Genomic DNA, 21298 nt, shown 5'->3' on the forward strand with positions numbered 1-21298 from the left:
ATTAGCGTCAGTTTTTTATTGCATGAATTAAGTTTTTTTTATATGATATAAAAGGATTAATTAAATAGTTAAGCATAGGCATATATTATATAAGAAAGGAATGAATGCTTTGAAAAAATTATTATTAGTAGCAATTTGTATTTTATCTATGCTATGCACAGCTTGTGGTTCAACTACAGATGAAAAAGAAGTAGCAGATAATACAAAAACAGAAACTTTAAAAATTGGATTAATGCCAGACATTGATTCCATACCATTTATTATTGCTCAAGAAAAAGGTTATTTTAAAGAAGAAGGTGTAGACGTAGAGCTACAGTATTTTAAAAGTGCTATGGATAGAGATAGTGCCCTTCAAAGTGGCAATTTAGATGGTGGCGTATCTGATATGCTAGCAGCAGGATTTGCTAAAGCTGGAGGATTTGATGTAAAAATAACTTCTTCTACTAATGGCAATTACTGTTTAATTGCAGGTACTGGCAATACTGCTAAATCTTTAGCAGAAATGAAAGGTCAGAATATATCCGTATCTAAAAATACTATTATTGAATTTGTTTTAGATGAAATGCTTGCACAAAACAATATGACTGAAGCAGATATCAATAAGACAGTAATTCCACAGATACCTACAAGATTAGAAATGTTACAAAATGGTAAATTAGATGGTGCAGTACTTCCTGAACCTATGGGCAGTATCGCTGTAAAAAATGGCAGTTATTTAGTAAATTCTTCTGAAGCTATGAAAATAAATCCAGGCGTAATGGTATTTACAAATGATAGTGTAGAAAATAAAAAAGAAGTTATAAAAGCTATGTATAGAGCTTATGATAAAGCTATAGAATATTTAAATTCTACACCTCAAGAAGAATATATGGATTTAGTTATTGAAACAGCAGGATTACCACCAGCAACTAAAGATGCTTTAGTTATGCCAAAATATATGAAAGCTGCATTACCAGAAAAATCTGATTGGGATAAATCTATAAATTGGCTCAATAAAAAAGAATTAGTAACTGAAAAATATAATTATGAAGATATAGTAAGTGATATTTTAACGAAATGATTACCGTAGATAGACTTTATGTAAGATATGATGATACAAATATATTAGAAGATATTAATTTAAATTTGCCAACAGGGATAACTTGTGCAGTGATTGGCCCTTCTGGTTGTGGGAAATCTACCTTATTGAATGTTTTGGCAGGACTACAAAAAAATTATCAGGGTTTAGTGCAAATAAATGGCGCAAATCCTTCCCCTAAAAAACAAACTATAGGTTTTATTCCTCAAAATTATGGATTATTGCCATGGCTTACTGTAAAAGAAAATATTTTATTAGGTTTAAAAATAAAAAAAGAAGCTAAACAAGGTTTGCCTCGAAATTTAGTAGATAATTTAGGATTAAGTAATTTACTAAATCGTTATCCTAATAATTTAAGTGGTGGTCAACAACAACGCGTAAGTTTAGCTAGGGCTTTTGCTTTAAAAGCTGATTTATTATTAATGGATGAACCTTTTTCTGCTTTAGATGCTATTACAAGGGAAGAAATGCAAGATGTATTCATTGATTTATGGCAGAAGCAGAAAGTTTCTACTATATTAGTTACGCATTATGTAGAAGAAGCTTTATATTTAGGGCAAAAAATAATAGTGATGACTAGTGCACCTGGAGGTATCTATAAAATAATCGATAATCCTTTATTTAGTGATAAGAATTTTCGTGATAGAGAAATCTTTAGTTCACTAAGTAAAGAAATAAGAAATTATTTAAAGAAAGCAGGTAGTAAAAATGAAAGATAAATCATGGCATTTTTATTTACCTGCAATGATATTATTGCTTATTTTATGGTATGTTATATCTATAATCGTACATTTACCAATTATTCCTTCGCCTGTTTTGGTAATGGAAAGATTGGGCAATATTTTTACACAAACAATAGCTATTCATGCACTATATAGTCTTTGGCGAATTATAGCAGGAGTATTTTTAGCTATAATAACTGGTGTACCAATAGCAGTGATGATGGGATATTATAAAAAATGTGATAAGATTTTAGCTCCTATTGTTTATCTGACATATCCTATTCCTAAGATTGCATTATTGCCTATCTTGATGCTTTTAGCTGGAATTGGAGAATTACCAAAAGTTATTATGATATTTTTGATTGTGATTTTTCAAGTGTTAGTTGCTATTCGCGATAGTATAAAAACTATACCAAAAGAAATGTTTTTTCCTTTATATAGTTTAGGTGCATCTTTTAGACAAATTTTCTTAAATATACTATGGCCAGCTGTATTACCAAATTTTATTACATCTTTACGTGTAGCAATGGGGACAGCTATATCAGTATTGTTTTTTACAGAGACATTTGGCACTAAATATGGTATGGGATATTTTATAATGGATTCGTGGCTTCGTGTAAATTATCTAGATATGTACGCAGGTATTGTAGTTTTAAGTTTAATAGGTCTATTTTTGTTTGGTTTTTTAGACTTGGTAGAAAATTATTTTTGTAAATGGAAGAAAAAAGTATAAGAAGATATGGTTCTAGTAGCGATATTAGAACCATATCTTTTTTTGTAATTAATTTTAATTTTTTATATAATTTTTTGAAAATTGTATATTGACTTTATATAGGGAGATGGGTATAATTAAACCATAACAAGATTGTAAATTTGTTGATGTAAACGTTTGTTTTTTGTATTTATGTTGAGATTTTTATTAAATTTCAGCTTGTTACATAAAAATTTTTTGAGAAATATATATTGACTTTAAGTGATGAGAATAATATAATGAAGCTGAGTTAAATGAAAATTTGTAAAAATACAAACAAACATTTGTTCGAGAGCTTTAAGATATGTATAAAATAAGTTCGTATTTTGACAAAATGTGTAAACGTTTTCCATTTTCAATTTTATGAAATTGAATTTTCTAAAAAATCATATGGTTTTATTTATTGATATAATATTGCATTTATAAATAAAAAATATGGTATTTTGAAATATTAACTCGTTATCAATTTCATATTGATAATAAAATAAATAAGTAGGTGATTTTAATGAAAGAAAACACTGTAATAACAATTAGTAGACAATACGGTTGTGGTGGTCGTGAATTAGCTGAAATTTTAGCTAAAAAGTTAAATGTCAATTTATATGACAGACAAATCGTTCATATTGCTGCTGCTAAACTTGGCATCAACGATTTATCTGAGCAGGATTTATTAGAACTTGAAAATACTGTTCAACCTTTAACTTTAACATTTATGCCATTCCATTCTTTTGGTAACCATATGGGTGAATCTAGTAGAGGAATGTTCTTATCTGAAGCTAGTGTAGTAAGAAAACTTGCTAACGATGGAGCATGTGTTATCTTAGGTCGTTGTGCTGATTATGTATTAGAAGATATGCCAAATCATTTCTCCATTTTCGTTTGTGCAGACGATGAATATAGAGAAAAAAGAGGTAAAGAAGTTTACGAAGGTAAAACTTTAAAAGAATTAAACGAAGAAAATGAAAAAAGAGCTAGATACTACAATTATTACACAGGTAAAAAATGGGGCGAAGCTTCTAACTATGATTTAATTGTAAATACTAGCAATGCATCTTTAGACAAAATAGCAGATGCTATCATTGAATATATTAATAAAGTTCAAGAATAAAAGAACTAAAGAATATAGAAGGATAACAGCATAGATGCTGTTATCTACATAAGTTTTGTTAATAATTTTTTTATTAAATATTTATAATTTTATTTAGGAGGACTTATAAATGTCAGGTAATAATGGTAATAAACTTATGCAACGCATATCATATGCTTGCGGTACTTTCGGACATGATATCTTCTATATGATGGTTAGCACATACTTTATCATGTTCATCACAAGTAATCTTTTCAACACAGAAGATCAAAGTCATAATGAATACATGATCGGTATCATCATGACAGTAATCCTTGTAATTCGTGTAGCAGAACTTTTCATTGACCCATTCATTGGTAACACTATCGATAAAACAAACACTAGATGGGGTAGATTTAAACCATGGGTTATCGTTGGTGGTTTCGTAGCAGCTTTAAGCTTAGCAATTTTGTTCACTGACTTAGGTGGTTTAACAACATCTAATCCATTACTCTACTTAATTATCTTTGCTATTTTATACTTAGTAATGGATATCTTCTATTCAGCAAAAGACGTTGCTATTTGGTCCATGGTTCCAGCAATGTCCTTCGACTCTAAAGAACGTGAAATTACAGCAACATTTGCTCGTATTGGTTCCGTATTTGGTGCTCAGCTCGTAACAGTAATGGTTATTCCTATCGTATTATTCTTCTCCAAAGACGCTAACGGCGGTGTTGGTGATGCTAATGGTTGGTTAGCTTTCGCTTTAATCGGTGGCGGTGTATCCTTATTAGGTGCTGTTATCCTTGGTCTTGGTACAAAAGAACAAGCTTCCGCTCTTCGTGAAAACAAAAAAGAAACAACTTTCAAAGAAGTATTCTCTATCTTAGGTAAAAATGACCAGTTAATGTGGATCGCTATTACATTCCTTATCTTCTGCTTCGGTCAGGACTTAGTAAACTCCTTCCAGATGTACTATTTCGCTTACATTTTAGGTGATTCCACTTATTTATCCTTCTTAGGTATTATCAACGTTATCATTGGTTTATTAGCAGTTGCTTTATTCCCTGTATTAACAACTAAATTCAAAAGAAGAAACTTATTCTTCTATTCTGTCGTAATCATGATCATTGCATTGATCATCTATGCTTTCGCTGGTACAAACTCTGTATTAGTATTAATTGCAGCTGGTTTATTCAACTTACCACAGCCACTTGTATTCTTAGTAGTATTAATGACAATCACAGATACTGTTGAATATGGTCAGTTAAAAATTGGTCACCGTGATGAATCCCTTATTCTTTCCATCAGACCATTAGTTAACAAATTATCCGGTGCTGTAACAAGTGCTATCGTTGGTTTCACAGCTGTTTGGGTTGGTATGTCTGGTAAAGCTACAGCTGATAGCATTACTGATAGCAATAAAATGATGTTCGAATTAATCATGTTTGCTGTGCCAATCGTATTCATGCTCATCGCAACATTACTTTACAAAACAAAAGTTACTCTTACTGAAGAAAAACATGCTGAAATCGTTAAAGAACTTGAACGTACTTGGAAAGATATCAGTAAATAATATATAAATATGAAGATAAAAGAACTGTACTAAATTTTAGTACAGTTCTTTTTTTATAATTTTACATAATATACAACATTTAAACAAATTTTAGCAACATAAAACATTGCTATTGGTAACGATATAAAATATAATAATAACAAAGCTTTTAGATAGAAATGTACATTTTAGGTTAATTGTAAACGTTTTCAAAATAAAAATTTTCAAAAAAATCATATACTTTTATTTATTATTATATATTTGATAAGTTGAGCATTTTCTTATTTATTATATTTTAATATTAAAGAGAGGGATTTAATATGAACTCAAATACAGTAATTACAATAAGTAGACAGTATGGTTGCGGTGGTCGTGAATTAGCTGAGATTTTAGCTAAAAAATTAAATGTAAAATTGTACGATAGACAAATTGTGCATATCGCAGCAGCTAAATTAGGTATTAATGATTTATCTGAACAAGATTTATTGGATTTAGAAAATACTGTTCATCCATTGACATTGACATTCATGCCATTCCATTCTTTTGGTACTCGCATGGGTGAATCTAGTAGAGGCATGTTCTTATCTGAAGCTAGTGTAGTAAGAAAACTTGCTAATGATGGACCATGTGTTATCTTAGGTCGTTGCGCTGATTATGTATTAGAAGATATGTCAAATCATTTCTCTATCTTTGTTTGTGCAAATGATGAATATAGAGAAAAAAGAGGTAAAGAAGTTTACGAAGGTAAAACTTTAAAAGAATTGGACGCAGAAAACGAAAAAAGAGCTAGATATTACAATTATTACACAGGTAAAAAATGGGGCGAAGCTTCTAACTATGATTTAATTGTAAATACTAGCAATGCTCCTTTAGATAAAATAGCTGATGCTATCATCGAATATATTAACACAGTTAAATAATTTTTAGTGTAGTCATTAAATTTTTAATAACATAATGGGAGGCCTTTATATGTCAAGATTTTTATCACGTGTGGCATATGCGTGCGGTACCTTTGGGCATGACTTTTTCTATGCAATGATTGGTACTTATTTTATGATTTTCGTAACAAGTAATTTATTTAATACAGATGATACAAGTTATAATGAATATATGATCGGTCTTGTAACAACAGTTATTCTTGTTATTCGTGTTGCGGAACTTTTCATTGACCCATTTATTGGTAATACTATCGATAAAACAAAAACTAGATGGGGTAAATTTAAACCTTGGGTTCTTTCTGGTGCAGTTATTGCCGCAGTTACTTTAGCTATCTTATTCACAGATATTGGCGGTTTAGCTGAAACAAGCCCTATAATGTACTTAATTGTTTTCGCTATCTTATATATAATTATGGATATTTTCTATTCAGCAAAAGACGTTGCTATTTGGTCCATGATACCAGCACTTTCTTTTGATTCTCGTGAACGTGAAATTACAGCTACTTATGCACGTATTGGTTCTGTATTCGGTGGTCAGCTCGTAACTATCATTGTTATTCCAATTGTTTTAGCTTTCTCTGAAAATAGCAATGGTGGTGCAGGTGATGCTACAGGTTGGTTCGCATTTGCTGCAATTGGTGGTTTAATTGCTACTGTAGGTGCTATCATTCTTGGTATTGGTACAAAAGAACATGACTCTGCGCTTCGTGAAAACAAAACAGATACATCTTTTGGACAAGTTTTCTCTGTATTAATGAAAAATGACCAGCTCTTATGGATTGCATTTGCTTATCTTATCTTTGGTTTAGGTCAAAACCTTATCAATAACTTCAACCTTTACTATTTCATTTATGTATTAGGTGATTCTTCTCAGTTTTCCTTCTTAGGTGTAATCAACGTTATCATTGGTTTAATGGCAGTTGCTTTATTCCCATCATTAACTAAAAAATTCAGCAGACGTAATTTATTCTTCTATTCTATCGCTATTATGTTAATTGCAGTAGTTATTTACTACTTTGCAGGTCAAAATGTATATTTAACATTACTTGGTGCTGGTTTATTTGCATTACCACAGCCACTTATCTTCCTTGTTGTATTAATGACAATTACAGATACTGTTGAATATGGTCAATTAAAACTTGGTCATCGTGATGAAGCACTCGTACTTTGTGTACGTCCTTTAATCGATAAATTAGGCGGTGCTATCACATCTGCTATCGTAGGCTTCACAGCTGTTTGGGTTGGTATGTCTGGTAATAAAGTTACAGCAGAAAGCATAACTCCTGATAATTTACTCAACTTCCAAATTATCATGTTTGCAATTCCATTTATCTTACTCATCATTGCAACATTCATTTACAAAGCTAAAGTTAAATTAACAGAAGAAAAACATGCTGAAATTGTTAGAGAACTTGAACGTACTTGGGGTAAAGATAATAAATAATTGATATGAAAGTTATAAAAAGGATATTCTTTTTAAAGAATATCCTTTTTTTATGTTTAAATATAATTATTAAAAATTAAAATTTTATTGAATTTTCATTTAAATAGACGTTTTATAAATATAATGGTATTATTATTATTAGAAATTTGAAGAGAAAAGAGGCCTGGCACTAAATGAAAGTTTATCTCTATATTAATAAACAAGGGTTTAAAGAAAATACTTTTAGAGTAGCTTTTAAAGAATTGGTAAGAGTTGTGAAAGACGAGCAAAGTAAGCCTACTGCTTATTTAGTAGGTAAGTATGAAGTAAGGGATTATGAACATAGTTACGATGTGCCTTATAATAAAAAATATGAAAATAGATATTTTGCTATACCTATCAGCGACAGAGAAAAAGGTTTCTTTAATTTAACAACTATTTTTTGCAATAATGATTTGAGCGATTATGAAGTAATTAATGAAGCAACTTTAAATGCAGTGATTAATACTTTACTTAAAGAAGCAGATGAAAGATTATCTAGTAGCATTAGCTTAGAATATGTAGGTGGACGTTCTAAAGAAAATCAGAATATCATTGAAGATATTTCAGCTTCTTCTTTTATTGCTATGATTAATATGTTAAATACTTGGGCAAAAGAAGAAAAACAGGAAACTGAATTTAAATTACAAATTGAATTTTAATAATATTAATAATGGAATTATATTTAAGGGATTGGCTTTATGCTTAATCCCTTTTTATTTTTGTTTAATTAGTTGTAAAAACAACAGAATTTATATCTTTTTTATTTATAATAATAATTAATTTATAAGAAAAGAGTGTGTATAATGAAAAAATGGTTGATAGTTTATTCTAGTGTAACTGGAAATACAAAACAAATAGCAGAGGTTATTTATGATGGTTTTGGTGAAGATATGGCAAATATTTTTGCTATACGAGATGAATTTAATCTTGAGGATTATGATAATATTGCTGTAGGATATTGGCTTACTCGTGGCGAACCAGATAAAATGGTACAGGAATTATTGAAAAAATTAAATAATAAAACAGTAATTTTATTTCAAACACAAGGTGCAGAATTAAATAGTGAACATTCTATAACTGCTTTTGCTAGAGCTGCTAGTTATTTAGGAGAAAATTGCAAAGTATTGGGAACTTTTGCCAGCCAAGGAAAAATAAATCCAGCAATGCTAGAAAGGCGTAAAAATGCTGATAAAAATGATCCTCATGCAGCGACACCTCGTAATCTTGAACGTTGGCAAAAAGCTTCAATTCATCCTAATGAAGAAGATTTTTCTCGAGCAAAAGAATTTGTTAAGTCTATGCAACGAAAAATAGCTTTGAGAGAAAAATATTTAAATATGAAAAAATAAAGAAAATAAAAAAAGACGGTTTTAATACCGTCTTTTTTGTTGTGTTTTAAGTTTTAGATAAGAGATTTAATATCTTCTTCTACACTATTGATACCAGAAATACCGAAGTTATCCACAAGAACTTTAGCTACATTTGGAGATAAGAAAGCTGGAAATGTAGGGCCAAGTTTTATATTTTTTACACCAAGATAAAGAAGTGCTAAAAGAACGATAACAGCTTTTTGTTCATACCATGCGATATTATAAGCAATTGGTAATTCATTGATATCATCTAAGCCAAATACTTCTTTAAGTTTTAAAGCAATCAAAGCGAGTGAATAACTGTCATTACATTGACCAGCATCTAAAACGCGAGGAATACCACCGATATCGCCTAGATTTAATTTATTATATTTATATTTTGCACAGCCAGCAGTTAAGATAACTGTATCTTGAGGAAGTGCTTTAGCAAAGTCAGTATAATAATTTCTAGCTAATTGACGACCATCACAGCCTGCCATAACTACAAATTTTTTGATAGCACCAGATTTTACAGCTTCAACTACTTTATCAGCAAGAGCTAAGACTTGATTATGAGCAAAACCACCTACGATAGAGCCTGTTTCAATTTGTGTTGGTGGTGGGCATTTTTTGGCATGTTCAATAATAGCAGAGAAATCTTTAGTTTCGCCGATTTCTCCAGGGATATGTTTACAGCCTGCAAAGCCAACAACACCTGTAGTATAAATTCTATCTTTATATTCAGCTTTTGGTGGTACGAGGCAGTTAGTAGTCAATAAAATAGGGCCGTTGAAGGATAAAAATTCTTCTTTTTGTTTCCACCAAGCATTACCATAGTTGCCTGCGAAGTTTTTATACTTTTTAAAGAATGGATAGTAATGTGCAGGAAGCATTTCGCTATGTGTATATACATCAACACCAGTTCCTTGAGTTTGTTCAAGAAGCATTTCTAAATCGCGTAAATCATGACCAGAAATCAAAATTGCTGGATTATTGCGAACACCGATATCTACAGATGTGATTTCTGGATTTCCATAGCGAGAAGTATTAGCTTCATCTAAAAGTGCCATGACTTTTACACCGAAAGCACCGGTTTCTAAAGCAAGAGCTGTTAATTCTTCTCCAGATAAATTATCATCAACAGTTTTAGCTAAAGTAGCTTGTAAAAATGAGTCAATTTCATCATTAAATTTACCAAGGGCATTTGCATGTTTATTATATGCTGCCATACCTTTTAAACCATAAGTGATTAATTCACGAAGACTGCGAATATCTTCATTTTCAGTAGCTAAAACACCGATAGTAGCACCTTTTACAAGGTAAGTATTTTCATCATCAGTAGTCCAAAGAGCTACAGGGGATAAATTATCTTTATTTTGCAATTTTGCAAATAATTCTTGTTTATAATTTAAAGTGTCTGTGATGCGTTTAATGATAATTTCATCATCAAAATTAGCGTTAGTGATAGTGATAAAAAGATTTTCACAGATAAATTGATTTAATTTACGACTGATATCTTGTTTTTCTTGACGAAGTTTAGTAGTGATTTCGCAAAGACCTTTAGTTGCATAAATTAATAAATCTTGCAGTGTAGCAGTAGTGGCGGATTTTCCACAAACACCTACACGAGTACAGCCTGTGCATTGAGCTGTTTCTTGACATTGAAAGCAAAACATTTTATTTTCCATAATTATCTCTCCAATAATTTTATTTGTGATTTAATTGATATGCTTATTATAATTAGTCTTGATTTAAAAGTATGTTGTAAAAACAACAGATTTAAAGATAAAAATAAAAAAGCTAGAACATATCTGAAAAGACATATTCTAGCTTAATTTTTATAATTTATTTTTTACCACAAACCTAAAAGATGTTGAACTAATAAGCTGACGCAAGCAATAGCTATCCAACAGCAAAAGCCCATGATGATAGGACGACCACCATTTTTTATTAAATCAACGATATCAGTATGAAGACCAATAGCGCCCATTGCCATGATGATGAAATATTTACTGAAAAATTTCATTAAAGCAAAGAAAGATAAAATAGCAGAAGATATTTCAGCAGAAAAAATATTTCTGTCCATAAAATAATTTAAGAAAGTAGTAATAATAGAAGCAATGATGAAATATAAAATAAACATTGGAAATGCAGATTTTATACTAGCTTTATTTTGACCAGAAGCTTTTTTTGCTTGATAAAAGCCTAAAACTAATGTGATAGGAATAATAGCAAGTGTTCTAGTGAGTTTTACGATAGTAGCACCAGTTAAAACTTCTGTACCAGTATTATGCATGCTATCCCAAGAAGAAGCTGCTGCTGTAACAGAAGAAGTATCATTGACCGCAGTACCTGCAAAGATAGCAAAACCATGATCAGATAAACCTAAAAAATTACCCAAAGTAGGGAAAATTAAAGCAGCGATGATATTAAATAAGAAGATAACAGATATGGCTTGAGCTATTTCTTTATGATTAGCATCAATGACAGGTGCTGTTGCAGCGATTGCAGAACCACCACAAATAGAAGAACCTACACCGATTAAGATAGAAGATTTAGCAGGAATATTGATTAATTTAAAAATTATGTAGGCTGTAATTAATGAAGTGGCAATTGTAGAAATGATGATTGGCAAAGATGTAGCACCTACAGCGATAACAGTGCTTAAGTTTAGACCAAATCCCAATAAAATAACAGCATATTGTAAAACTTTTTTAGAAGTAAATGTAATACCACTTTTTAAGATATCTTTTTCGCGAACAAATTTTGATAATAGCATACCAAGTAAAATGGCAAAAACAGGACCGCCAATGATTTCAAATTCTTTACCTAAAAAATAAGCAGGTAAGGCTAAGACGAAACAAAGAAATACTCCTTGAAAGCGGTCTTTAATTAATAACATATAATAATACCCCCTATATTTAATTACCTATTAAATGTTTATTTTTAATTGGTAATTTTTATAACAAGGAGATATTTTAACTTATTTTTTTATTTTGTGCAAGTTTATAAGTTTTATTTTTGTGTTAATTCATAGATATCTAAACGACGATGTCTTAAAAGTGGTATCTGTTCACGAACGAGATTAATTTCATTTAAATTTATAGTTGTAAATAAAGCTGTTTCTTCAAAATCTGCTTGATTTAAAATTTTTCCCCATGGTGAAACAATAATGCTATGACCATAAGAATGATAAGAAGCATTTAAATTTCTAGCAGGAGCTGTACCAATGGTGAATACTTGATTATCTACAGCACGACTTTGGAATAATAATTCCCAATGAAGTGGGCCTGTGGTCATATTGAAAGCAGCGGGAACAAGGATAATTTTTGCTCCTAAATCTACCATTAATCGAGCGAGTTCAGGGAAGCGGAAATCATAACAAATGCACAATCCCATTTTGCCCCATTTTGTATCAAAAACAGTGATATTATTGCCAGCAGATAAAGTATCTGATTCTTTAAAGTGTTGACTATTTTTCACATCAATATCGAATAAATGCATTTTGCGATGCTTAGCGATGCAATTACCATTATTATCAAAAACATAAGCTGTATTAAATAAATGATTTTGGGCATCTTTTTCAGGAATGGAGCCTGCACTTAAATAGATATTGTATTTTTTAGCTAGATTTTGACAAAATTTGTAAGTAATATCTCCTTCGAATTCAGCATATAAAGGAAAAGATTTATTATTATAAGGGCAGTTAAACATTTCTGGTAAGGTTACAATATCAGGCTGAAGATGAAGAAATTTTTTGAGATAAGCTTCAATGTAATTTAATGTTTGTTCCTTTGAAGATAAGACTTTTATTTGTAATTGTAAAATATTAAGCATAGATACCTCCAAGAATATTATTGTTATATTGACAATTATAAAGCCAAATCATATAATTTCACTATGAAATATTAAATGATAAGAGGGTTGAAAAATGAAAAAAATAATTTTAGCTATAACTTGTGCGTCAATTATTAGTAGTGTAAATAGTTTTGGTGTGGCAAATGCACATTATCACGATTATCATGGACATCATGATATGAATATAAATACGCAGACAAATCGTCTAAATTTTGACCCATTAATCAATAATGAAATTGTAGATAGTATGCATATGCCGATGATGAATGAAGAATTTGTACAAAGTGGCAATGTGGATAAAGATTTTATCGCTAATATGATACCACATCATCAAGGTGCAATAGATTCTGCAAAATTAATTTTAGAATATGGCAGTAATGAAGAAGTAAAAGCAATAGCTCGTAATATTATAAAGACACAGACAAAAGAAATTGAAGATTTCAATGAGCTTTTAGCTAATGGAGATTTTAGCAATAGTAATTTAAGTGAAAAAGCTTATGCTGAATTTGTGGCTAAAGAAAAAGAAAATATGGCGGAAATGATGAATAAAATGATTGCTGTAACTAGAACTCGCGATAAAAAAACAGCAGATTATACTTTTGTTTTGGCAATGAAATATCATCATGAAGGTGCGCTAGAAGCTAGTAAACAGATTTTAGCATATACAAAAAATCCGCAAATAAGAAAAATTGCTAAAAATATCATTAAAGACCAAGCAAAAGAAATAAAACAATTTGATAAATTAATAGAGCAAGGTTTATAATAAATGAGAATGTAAATTAAATATATTTTTTATAATGAATGGTTTACATTTGTCAAAGCAAAACGTATAATAATCTTTATGTGTTTTGATTTAGTATTTATTTAAGGAGGAATTTACCTGTGAAATGGGCTGAAATTAGCATTCAAACTTCACATGAGGCTACTGAAGCTGTAGCAGAGATTTTTCATGAACTTGGAGCATCTGGTGTATTAATTGAAGACCCAGAACTTGTGAATACTTATATTCATTCTGGAGCTTGGGATTATACAGATATACCGCTTGCTGAAGAAACAGAAGTTGTTACAGTGAAAGCATGGCTTCCTACTGATGAGGATTTACCAAGTAAATTAGAACAGTTGCGTTTGCATATTGATGAAATGAGCCAATTTTTAGATAAGGGTTCAGGCGTGATTAATTGCAGTGAAATCCAAGATGAAGATTGGGCTAATAATTGGAAGCAATTTTTCCATCCAGAACGCATTGGTGAAAAAATTGTAGTAAAGCCATCTTGGGAAGAATACACTCCATTAGATAATGATATAGTAATTGAATTAGACCCTGGTATGGCATTTGGTACAGGTACACATGCTACAACATCTATGTGCATTCAATTATTAGAAGAATATGTAAAACCAGAAATGAAAGTTTTCGATGTTGGTACAGGTAGTGGTATTTTAGCAATTGCTGCTTCCAAATTAGGAGCAAAAGATATCGAGGCTGCAGATTATGATAATGTGGCAGTTGATGTTGCCAGAGAAAACATCGAAAAAAATCATGAATGTGAAAATATTAAGATTTTCCAAAGCGATTTATTAAAAAATATGAATGGCAAAGCTGACTTAATCATAGCTAATATTATAGCAGACATTATTATTCGCATGTTTAATGATGTGGATAATTATTTAAATCAGCATGGTGCTATTTTGACAAGTGGTATAATTGCTGACCGTATAGCAGATGTTACTAAAGCTGCTGAAGAACATGGCTTTATGGTAGAAAAAATGAATGAAAAAGCTGGTTGGGCTGCAATTATTTTCCGTCGTAAGGAAGATATGCAATGAGACGTTTATTTATAGATGAATGTCTAAGTGAAGATATCACGATTAAAGGCGATGATGCAAAACATCTTCTTTATGCTATGAGAGTAAGACCTGAGCAAGTTTTTACTATTGTTGATAGAGAAAGTAAAGTAGCACAAGCAAAAGTAATCTCTTGTACGAGTGATACAGTGCAATTAAAATTATTGCAGTATATAGAAGATGCTGATACAGAAGCACCTATAGAAGTAGTCGTTGCACAATGTTTACCTAAAGGCGATAAAATGGAATTTATCGTGCAAAAAGCGGTGGAATTAGGAGCATCAAGTGTTGTTCCTGTAGTTAGCCGTCATTGTGTAGTGAAATATGATGATAAGAAAAAATTAGCTCGTCAACAAAAATGGCAGAAAATCGCTGATGAAGCAGTAAAACAGTGCGGTAGAACAATAAAGCCGACAGTTGAAGCTATTGTGAGTTTAGAGCAATTAGCAAAAGATTATGCGGATTATACTCGTTTTATTTGCTATGAAGCAGAAGATGAGCAAAGCTTTAAAGAGATGTTACAATCAGCGGATAGTAAAAAGTATCTTATCTTGATTGGTCCTGAAGGTGGTTTTGCTCCAGAAGAAGTGCAATTATGCAAAGATGCTGGATTTAAAAGTATATCTATGGGAAAACGTATTTTGCGAGCTGAAACTGCATCAATTGCAGCACTTACTATCGTCATGTATGAAAAAGGCGATTTAGGTGGCATTTATTAATTTTTGATTTAGATTTAATATTAAAGATTTTTGTTTAGTATAACTATCTTATAGGAAACTGTAATTTAGTTATACTAATTTTATATTAGTAGTTTTTTAGTTTTATTTTAATTGAGGATGTGAAATTTTGCCAAAAGTTGCATTAACAACACTTGGTTGTAAAGTTAATCAAGTAGAAACAGAAATTATGGAAGGTCTATTTCGTAATCGTGGCTATGAAATAGTGGATTTTTCTGAGCCTGCTGATTTTTATATTATAAATACTTGTTCTGTTACTCATTTAGGTGAGCGCAAATCTCGTCAATTAATTCGTAGAGCAAATCGTTTAAATGATAATGCTATCATAGCTGTAACAGGGTGCTATGCACAGATTGCTTCTGATGAAATCAGTAAAATTGAAGGTGTTCGCGTAGTAATCGGTACTAAACAGCGCGATAAAATAGTTGATTTGGTGGAAAAAGCAGCTCGTGAAGATGGTTTATTTAATGAAGTAAATGATGTTATGCATATGCATGAATTCGAAGATATCCCTCTTTATGGTACACCACATCGCACAAGAGCCTTCTTAAAAATTCAAGATGGTTGTTGTAATTTCTGTTCATATTGTATTATTCCATATACTAGAGGGCCTATTCGTTCACGTAAATTGGAAAGTATAAAAACAGCAGTAGACCAATTAGTAGAAGAAAATTTCCATGAAATAGTATTTACTGGTATTCATTTAGGTGCTTATGGTAGAGATTTTAAAGGTGAAAATATTTCTTTAAGCGATGCTGTAGAAATTTGCTTAGCTAATGAAAATTTAAAAAGATTGCGACTAGGTTCTTTAGAGTCTATTGAAATATCTCCTAGATTATTGGAATTAGTGAAGACTCATAAACGCTTTACTAAGCATTTACATTTGCCACTACAAGCAGGTAGCGATGAGATTTTAAAAGCGATGAACCGCCATTATACTACTGAGGAATTTGCTAGATTGATAGAAAACATTCGCCGTGAAGTTCCAGATATTGCTATTTCTACAGATATCATTGTTGGTTTCCCTGGAGAAACAGATGAATTATTCCAAAAATCTTTGGAATTTGCTAAATCTATGGGATTTATGAAAATGCATGTATTCCCTTATTCTAAACGAGCAGGTACTCCAGCTGCTAAAATGACAAATCAAATTGATGAAGCAGTGAAAAAACAAAGAGTTCATTTGATGCAAAAGATGGCAGAACAATCAGCAGTGGAGTTCTATCAAAGATTTTTAGGACGCGAATTAGAAGTTTTATTTGAACAAGAACAAGATGGATATATGGAAGGTTTAACTTCAAATTATATAAGAGTATATATTAAAAATGATGGAGAAATAACTTCTGGTGATATTCGCCTTGTAAAATTAGTTAAATTATTTAAAGATGGTATTTTAGGTGAATTAATTTAAAATTTGTCTAAATAAAAAAAGGATTTTACTAATTTTATAACGAATATATATAAAGTTATAGAGTTAGTATTAAAGTTTAAGTAAATTTATTTAAACTAGGTATATATTAAATATTTATTTGATATATCAATTCTATACTAATTAAACTATAAAAGGAGGTGCCTTATATGTCAGATTGTATTTTTTGTAAAATAGCAAATAAAGAAATTCCAACTCAAGCTGTATATGAAGATGACATGGTCATTGCTTTTAATGATTTAGAGCCACAAGCTCCTGTTCATGTATTAGTTATTCCTAAAAAACATATTGCTAGTCTTCTTGCAACAACTGCTGAAGATAAAGAACTTTTAGCACATATCACTTGTGAAGTAATTCCTATGCTTGCTAAAAAATTGAATATTGCAGAAACTGGCTTCCGTACTGTAGCAAATACAGGGGAAGAGGGTGGCCAAACAGTTCAGCACCTTCATTTCCACCTACTTGGCGGTCGCTCTATGCAATGGCCACCAGGCTGATAAAAAAATCATATCAAATTTGTATATAATTGCAGGTTATGGTTGACAATGCACTTATAAGCAAGGTATAATATTTGGGTATGATTATTAAGTACAACACTCCCGTGTTAGGTGGAGGGGAGGGAAATATAAATGTCATCTGAAATCAAAGTTGGTAAAAACGAAACAATTGATAGCGCTCTCCGTAGATTTAAACGTACTTGCCAGAAAGCTGGTACTTTAGCTGAAGTTAGAAAACGTGAGCATTATGAAAAACCAAGCGTAAAACGCAAAAAGAAATCAGAAGCTGCTAGAAAACGCAGATACAGAGCTTAATTAGCTCACAAACGGAGGTAATTCATATGTCACTTAAAGCCCAGTTAATGGACGACATGAAAGCTGCTATGAAAGCCAAAGAAGATGGAAAACAGAAACTTGCTGTTATCCGCATGGTTCGTTCAGCTATTCGTCAGAGTGAAATTGATGGTCAAAAAGAACTTGATGATAACGATATAATTGCACTTATTAGCAAAGAAGTAAAAATGCGTAAAGATTCTATAGATGAATTTAAAAAAGGCGGTCGTGAAGATTTAGTCGCACAGACTGAAGCTGAAATTGCCGTTTTAATGCCATATTTACCAGAACAGTTATCAGAAGAAGAAGTTAGAGCGTTGGTTAAAGAAGCAATTGCTGCTACTAATGCAACAACTCCTAAAGATATGGGTAAAGTCATGGGACAGCTCATGCCTAAAGTTAAAGGACGCGCTGACGGAAAAATGGTTAATACCATCGTCAAAGAATTACTAGGTTAATTATGAAAACAGATAAGATTACTAGATAGTGGTCTTATCTGTTTTTTTATATAAATTTATTAGGTGTAGGTGAAGGGATATGCAAGAAAAACAAAATGATTTTACTAAAAATAGTATGGCATATAATATTATGAGTTTAGCTATTCCTATGACCATAGCACAGTTGATAAATGTTTTATATAGTCTTGTAGATAGAATGTACATAGGGCATTTGGCACAAAATTCTACTTTAGCTTTGACAGGATTAGGAATTACTTTTCCTATTATTATGTTAGTTACAGCAGTTACTAATTTATTTGGTATGGGTGGAGCACCACTTTGTTCTATCGCTAGAGGTAGAGGCGATGATGAACGGGCAGAAAAAATAATAGGTAATTCTTTTGCCATGTTGATTATCTGTAGTTGTATTTTGATAATTATTGGTTTAGTGATGAAAAAGTCCTTATTATATTTATTTGGGGCAAGTGATGAAACATATCCTTATGCTAATGAATATTTCTCTATTTATATTTGGGGAAGTATTTTTGTAATGGTAGGATTAGGCATGAATACTTTTATTAATGCTCAAGGTTTTGCCAAAAAAGGAATGCTCACTATATTAATTGGTGCGATAATCAATATTATTTTAGACCCTATTTTTATCTTTGGTTTAGATTTAGGTATAAAAGGCGCTGCTATCGCTACTGTTATTGCACAATTTATTTCAGCATCATGGGTATTGCATTTTTTATTTAGTGATAAGGCAATTTATCGCATTAAAAAATCTTGCATGAAATTAGATTTTAAATTGATAAAAGAAATTGTTTCTTTAGGATTTTCAGGCTTTGTTTTTGCCACTACAGGAAGTTTAGTGCAGATTGTCTGCAATAATGTATTGTTATTTTGGGGCGGAAATATTTATGTAGGCATAATGACCGTACTAAATTCTATACGTGATGTTTTGCAAATGACAATAGAAGGCATTCGCTCAGGTGCTCAACCTGTTATCAGCTACAATTATGGTGCAGGGCAATATTTACGTGTAAGGCAGGGCATAAAATTTTTGACAAAGATAGCGCTATTATATACAAGTATCGCTTGGTGCATATTAGATTTTTTCCCAGAATTTTTTATTCATCTATTTAATAGTGAAGAAGAAATGTTATTGCTTGGCGTACCAGCATTACATATATATTTTTTAGGATTTTTTATGATGGCTTTTCAATCTGCTGGACAGACAACGTTTATATCGTTAGGCATGGGAAAATATGCAACGTTTTTTTCGCTGTTTCGTAAAGTCATTTTAGTTATCCCATTGACGATTTTTTTACCAAATTTATGGGACTTAGGTGTATATGGAGTCTTTTATGCTGAAATGATTTCAAATTTTGTGGGCGGTATAGCATGTTTTTCTACTATGATGATGGTTGTATGGAGACGATTAGGAAAATTAAATAAATAAGTAAGAATAAGTAATTTAAACTATTGTTTAGATTACTTATTTTTTTATAAAAAGGTTTATTATGAGATATTGTCGAATATATTATTTATATTGCTGAATAGAAAAATAAAAGGAAGTGATAATATGGACTTTATTATAGATTCAAGTATATTGCAATCATTGCTTTTGAGTGTGATATTTCTAGCAATTTTAGTAGAGATAAAAACAGGAGGTACAGGTATAGGAGCATTACTAGGCATTATAGCAGCTGGCGTATTTTTTGGCAGTAGTTATGTGAAAGGTTTAGTCAGTTTATATCAGATTGCAATATTTATTGTGGGGATTATTTTTATCATAATTGAAATATTAACCCCAACAATAGGATTACTTGCAGGACTTGGAGTAGTAGCTATATTATATAGTTTGATTTTAGCTATGGGTGGCGATATTGATGCTATGTTGATGATGGCAATTTCTTTTGTTATTGCGATAATAATTTTTGCATTGATAATAAAAAAATTACCTACAAGTAAGCTCTGGCGTAAAATAATTTTGACAAAGACATCTTCTAGTGAAGAAGGTTATGTAAGTAGCGTAGATTATTCAAGATATTTGCATAAAGAAGGGATTGTTTTGACAGAACTAAGACCTTCTGGAAGTGTGAAAATCGATGATGATGTATTAGATGTTGTATCTGAAGGTAGTTATATCAGTAAAGGCGAAAAGATTCGTGTAGTAAAAATTGAAGGTATGCGTATTATTGTACGTAAAATCTAAAATAAATTTAAGGAGGATTAATCATGGAAGCGATTATCGGTTCTGGTTTTATCGTAGTAATTGTCATTGTGGCGATTATGTTATTTTTGCATTTTGTACCTATAGGATTGTGGATTTCAGCATTAGCATCAAATGTTCATGTAGGTATATTTACATTAGTTGGTATGAGAATGCGTAGAGTTCCGCCACAAAAAATTGTATTGCCACTAATCAAGGCAAATAAAGCAGGATTAAATGTCAATGTAAATCAACTTGAAGCACATTATTTAGCTGGTGGTAATGTGGATAAAGTAGTCGATGCACTTATTGCTGCTCATAGAGCGCAAATACCACTTCCGTTTGAACGCAGTGCAGCTATTGACCTTGCAGGTCGTGATGTATTAGAAGCTGTACAAATGAGCGTAAATCCAAAAGTCATTGAAACACCTGTTGTATCTGCTGTGGCTAGAAATGGTATTGAATTAAAAATTAAAGCAAGGGTTACAGTTCGAGCTAATATTGATAGATTAGTCGGTGGTGCTGGTGAGCCTACAATTATTGCTCGTGTTGGTGAAGGGATAGTAACATCAGTTGGTTCTTCAGAAGCTCATACAGATGTACTTGCTAATCCAGATGATATATCTAAAACTGTACTTGGCAAAGGCTTGGACGCAGGAACTGCTTTTGAAATTTTATCCATTGATATAGCCGATGTTGATGTAGGCAGAAATATCGGTGCAGAACTTCAGACAGACCAAGCAGAAGCTGATAAACGTATAGCTCAAGCAAAAGCTGAAGAAAGACGTGCTATGGCTGTGGCTAAAGAACAGGAAATGAAAGCATATACGCAAGAAATGGAAGCTCGTGTAGTTGAAGCTCAATCAGAAGTTCCACATGCATTAGCAAAAGCTCTTCGTGAAGGTAAACTCGGTGTAATGGATTATTATAATTTAAATAATATCAATGCTGATACGCAAATGCGAGAAGCAATAAGTAAAACAGGAGATAGTACAGTCCCACAAGGACAAGTACCAATAAAATAAT

22 protein-coding genes are annotated in these 21298 nt (G+C 31.3%); 19 read left to right on the forward strand and 3 right to left on the reverse strand.

Features of this window, described 5'->3' with window-relative positions:
* Positions 1-109 precede the first annotated feature (109 nt).
* The 9 genes from GXM21_RS05115 to GXM21_RS05155 all read left to right on the forward strand — a co-directional run bounded on the left by GXM21_RS05115 (position 110) and on the right by GXM21_RS05155 (position 8924).
* Positions 110-1060 carry an ABC transporter substrate-binding protein gene (locus tag GXM21_RS05115; RefSeq protein ID WP_008538168.1) on the forward strand — a complete coding sequence of 317 codons (951 nt, stop codon included), beginning with the start codon at positions 110-112 and terminating at the stop codon, positions 1058-1060.
* Complete coding sequence (locus tag GXM21_RS05120) at positions 1057-1797, forward strand: ABC transporter ATP-binding protein (protein WP_008538167.1); 741 nt, start codon at positions 1057-1059, stop codon at positions 1795-1797. The genes GXM21_RS05115 and GXM21_RS05120 overlap by 4 nt, the downstream gene beginning before the upstream one ends.
* A complete protein-coding gene (locus GXM21_RS05125; protein WP_008538166.1) occupies positions 1787-2533 on the forward strand; it encodes an ABC transporter permease in 747 nt (248 codons plus the stop codon). Before GXM21_RS05120 ends, GXM21_RS05125 begins: the two co-directional genes overlap by 11 nt.
* A 523-nt stretch (positions 2534-3056) precedes the next feature.
* Positions 3057-3659 (forward strand): cytidylate kinase-like family protein, encoded by a 603-nt coding sequence (locus GXM21_RS05130; protein WP_008538165.1) that lies wholly within the window; start codon positions 3057-3059, stop codon positions 3657-3659.
* 109 nt (positions 3660-3768) lie between these two features.
* Positions 3769-5193 carry a glycoside-pentoside-hexuronide (GPH):cation symporter gene (locus tag GXM21_RS05135; protein WP_008538164.1) on the forward strand — a complete coding sequence of 475 codons (1425 nt, stop codon included), beginning with the start codon at positions 3769-3771 and terminating at the stop codon, positions 5191-5193.
* Between the two features lie 299 nt (positions 5194-5492).
* A complete protein-coding gene (locus tag GXM21_RS05140; RefSeq protein ID WP_008538162.1) occupies positions 5493-6092 on the forward strand; it encodes a cytidylate kinase-like family protein in 600 nt (199 codons plus the stop codon).
* Between the two features lie 49 nt (positions 6093-6141).
* Positions 6142-7554, forward strand: a complete 1413-nt coding sequence (locus GXM21_RS05145; RefSeq protein WP_008538160.1) for a glycoside-pentoside-hexuronide (GPH):cation symporter — start codon at positions 6142-6144, stop codon at positions 7552-7554.
* Between the two features lie 173 nt (positions 7555-7727).
* On the forward strand, positions 7728-8234 hold the full coding sequence (locus GXM21_RS05150; RefSeq protein ID WP_008540277.1) for a hypothetical protein: 507 nt from the start codon (positions 7728-7730) through the stop codon (positions 8232-8234).
* A 144-nt stretch (positions 8235-8378) separates the two neighbouring features.
* The gene (locus GXM21_RS05155; protein WP_008538159.1) at positions 8379-8924 is read left to right on the forward strand and encodes a flavodoxin family protein; all 546 of its coding nucleotides are present in this window, start codon (positions 8379-8381) and stop codon (positions 8922-8924) included.
* A gap of 53 nt (positions 8925-8977) precedes the next feature.
* Here the strand turns inward: GXM21_RS05155 and hcp are convergent, their stop codons facing one another.
* The 3 genes from hcp to GXM21_RS05170 form a co-directional block, all read right to left on the reverse strand.
* On the reverse strand, positions 8978-10612 hold the full coding sequence (gene hcp / locus GXM21_RS05160; RefSeq protein ID WP_008538158.1) for a hydroxylamine reductase: 1635 nt from the start codon (positions 10610-10612) through the stop codon (positions 8978-8980).
* Positions 10613-10776: 164 nt separating this feature from the next.
* Positions 10777-11826, reverse strand: coding sequence for a YeiH family protein (locus GXM21_RS05165; RefSeq protein ID WP_008538157.1), 1050 nt, complete (start codon positions 11824-11826; stop codon positions 10777-10779).
* 113 nt (positions 11827-11939) lie between these two features.
* A complete protein-coding gene (locus tag GXM21_RS05170; RefSeq protein ID WP_008538156.1) occupies positions 11940-12761 on the reverse strand; it encodes a carbon-nitrogen hydrolase family protein in 822 nt (273 codons plus the stop codon).
* A 94-nt stretch (positions 12762-12855) separates the two neighbouring features.
* On the opposite strand from GXM21_RS05170, the gene GXM21_RS05175 reads away from it, so the two are divergent.
* The 10 genes from GXM21_RS05175 (at position 12856) to floA (ending at position 21297) form a co-directional block, all read left to right on the forward strand.
* The gene (locus GXM21_RS05175; RefSeq protein ID WP_008538155.1) at positions 12856-13545 is read left to right on the forward strand and encodes a DUF305 domain-containing protein; all 690 of its coding nucleotides are present in this window, start codon (positions 12856-12858) and stop codon (positions 13543-13545) included.
* Positions 13546-13664: 119 nt separating this feature from the next.
* Positions 13665-14606, forward strand: a complete 942-nt coding sequence (gene prmA, locus GXM21_RS05180) for a 50S ribosomal protein L11 methyltransferase (protein WP_008538154.1) — start codon at positions 13665-13667, stop codon at positions 14604-14606.
* Positions 14603-15343, forward strand: a complete 741-nt coding sequence (locus tag GXM21_RS05185; RefSeq protein WP_008538153.1) for a 16S rRNA (uracil(1498)-N(3))-methyltransferase — start codon at positions 14603-14605, stop codon at positions 15341-15343. The genes prmA and GXM21_RS05185 overlap by 4 nt, the downstream gene beginning before the upstream one ends.
* A 127-nt stretch (positions 15344-15470) precedes the next feature.
* Positions 15471-16772, forward strand: a complete 1302-nt coding sequence (gene mtaB / locus GXM21_RS05190; RefSeq protein WP_008538152.1) for a tRNA (N(6)-L-threonylcarbamoyladenosine(37)-C(2))-methylthiotransferase MtaB — start codon at positions 15471-15473, stop codon at positions 16770-16772.
* 167 nt (positions 16773-16939) lie between these two features.
* Entirely contained in the window at positions 16940-17287 is a 348-nt protein-coding gene (locus GXM21_RS05195; protein WP_008538151.1) for a histidine triad nucleotide-binding protein, read from the forward strand.
* Between the two features lie 132 nt (positions 17288-17419).
* Entirely contained in the window at positions 17420-17602 is a 183-nt protein-coding gene (gene rpsU, locus GXM21_RS05200; protein ID WP_008538150.1) for a 30S ribosomal protein S21, read from the forward strand.
* Between the two features lie 26 nt (positions 17603-17628).
* Complete coding sequence (locus GXM21_RS05205; protein WP_008538149.1) at positions 17629-18078, forward strand: GatB/YqeY domain-containing protein; 450 nt, start codon at positions 17629-17631, stop codon at positions 18076-18078.
* A gap of 79 nt (positions 18079-18157) precedes the next feature.
* Complete coding sequence (locus GXM21_RS05210) at positions 18158-19519, forward strand: MATE family efflux transporter (protein WP_008538147.1); 1362 nt, start codon at positions 18158-18160, stop codon at positions 19517-19519.
* A gap of 123 nt (positions 19520-19642) precedes the next feature.
* Positions 19643-20275: an NfeD family protein gene (locus tag GXM21_RS05215; protein ID WP_008538146.1), complete on the forward strand. Its 633-nt coding sequence runs from the start codon at positions 19643-19645 to the stop codon at positions 20273-20275.
* 23 nt (positions 20276-20298) lie between these two features.
* Entirely contained in the window at positions 20299-21297 is a 999-nt protein-coding gene (floA, locus tag GXM21_RS05220; RefSeq protein ID WP_008538145.1) for a flotillin-like protein FloA, read from the forward strand.
* The last annotated feature ends 1 nt before the right edge of the window (position 21298 follow it).

Source organism: Megamonas funiformis (assembly GCF_010669225.1).
Taxonomy (GTDB): domain Bacteria; phylum Bacillota; class Negativicutes; order Selenomonadales; family Selenomonadaceae; genus Megamonas; species Megamonas funiformis.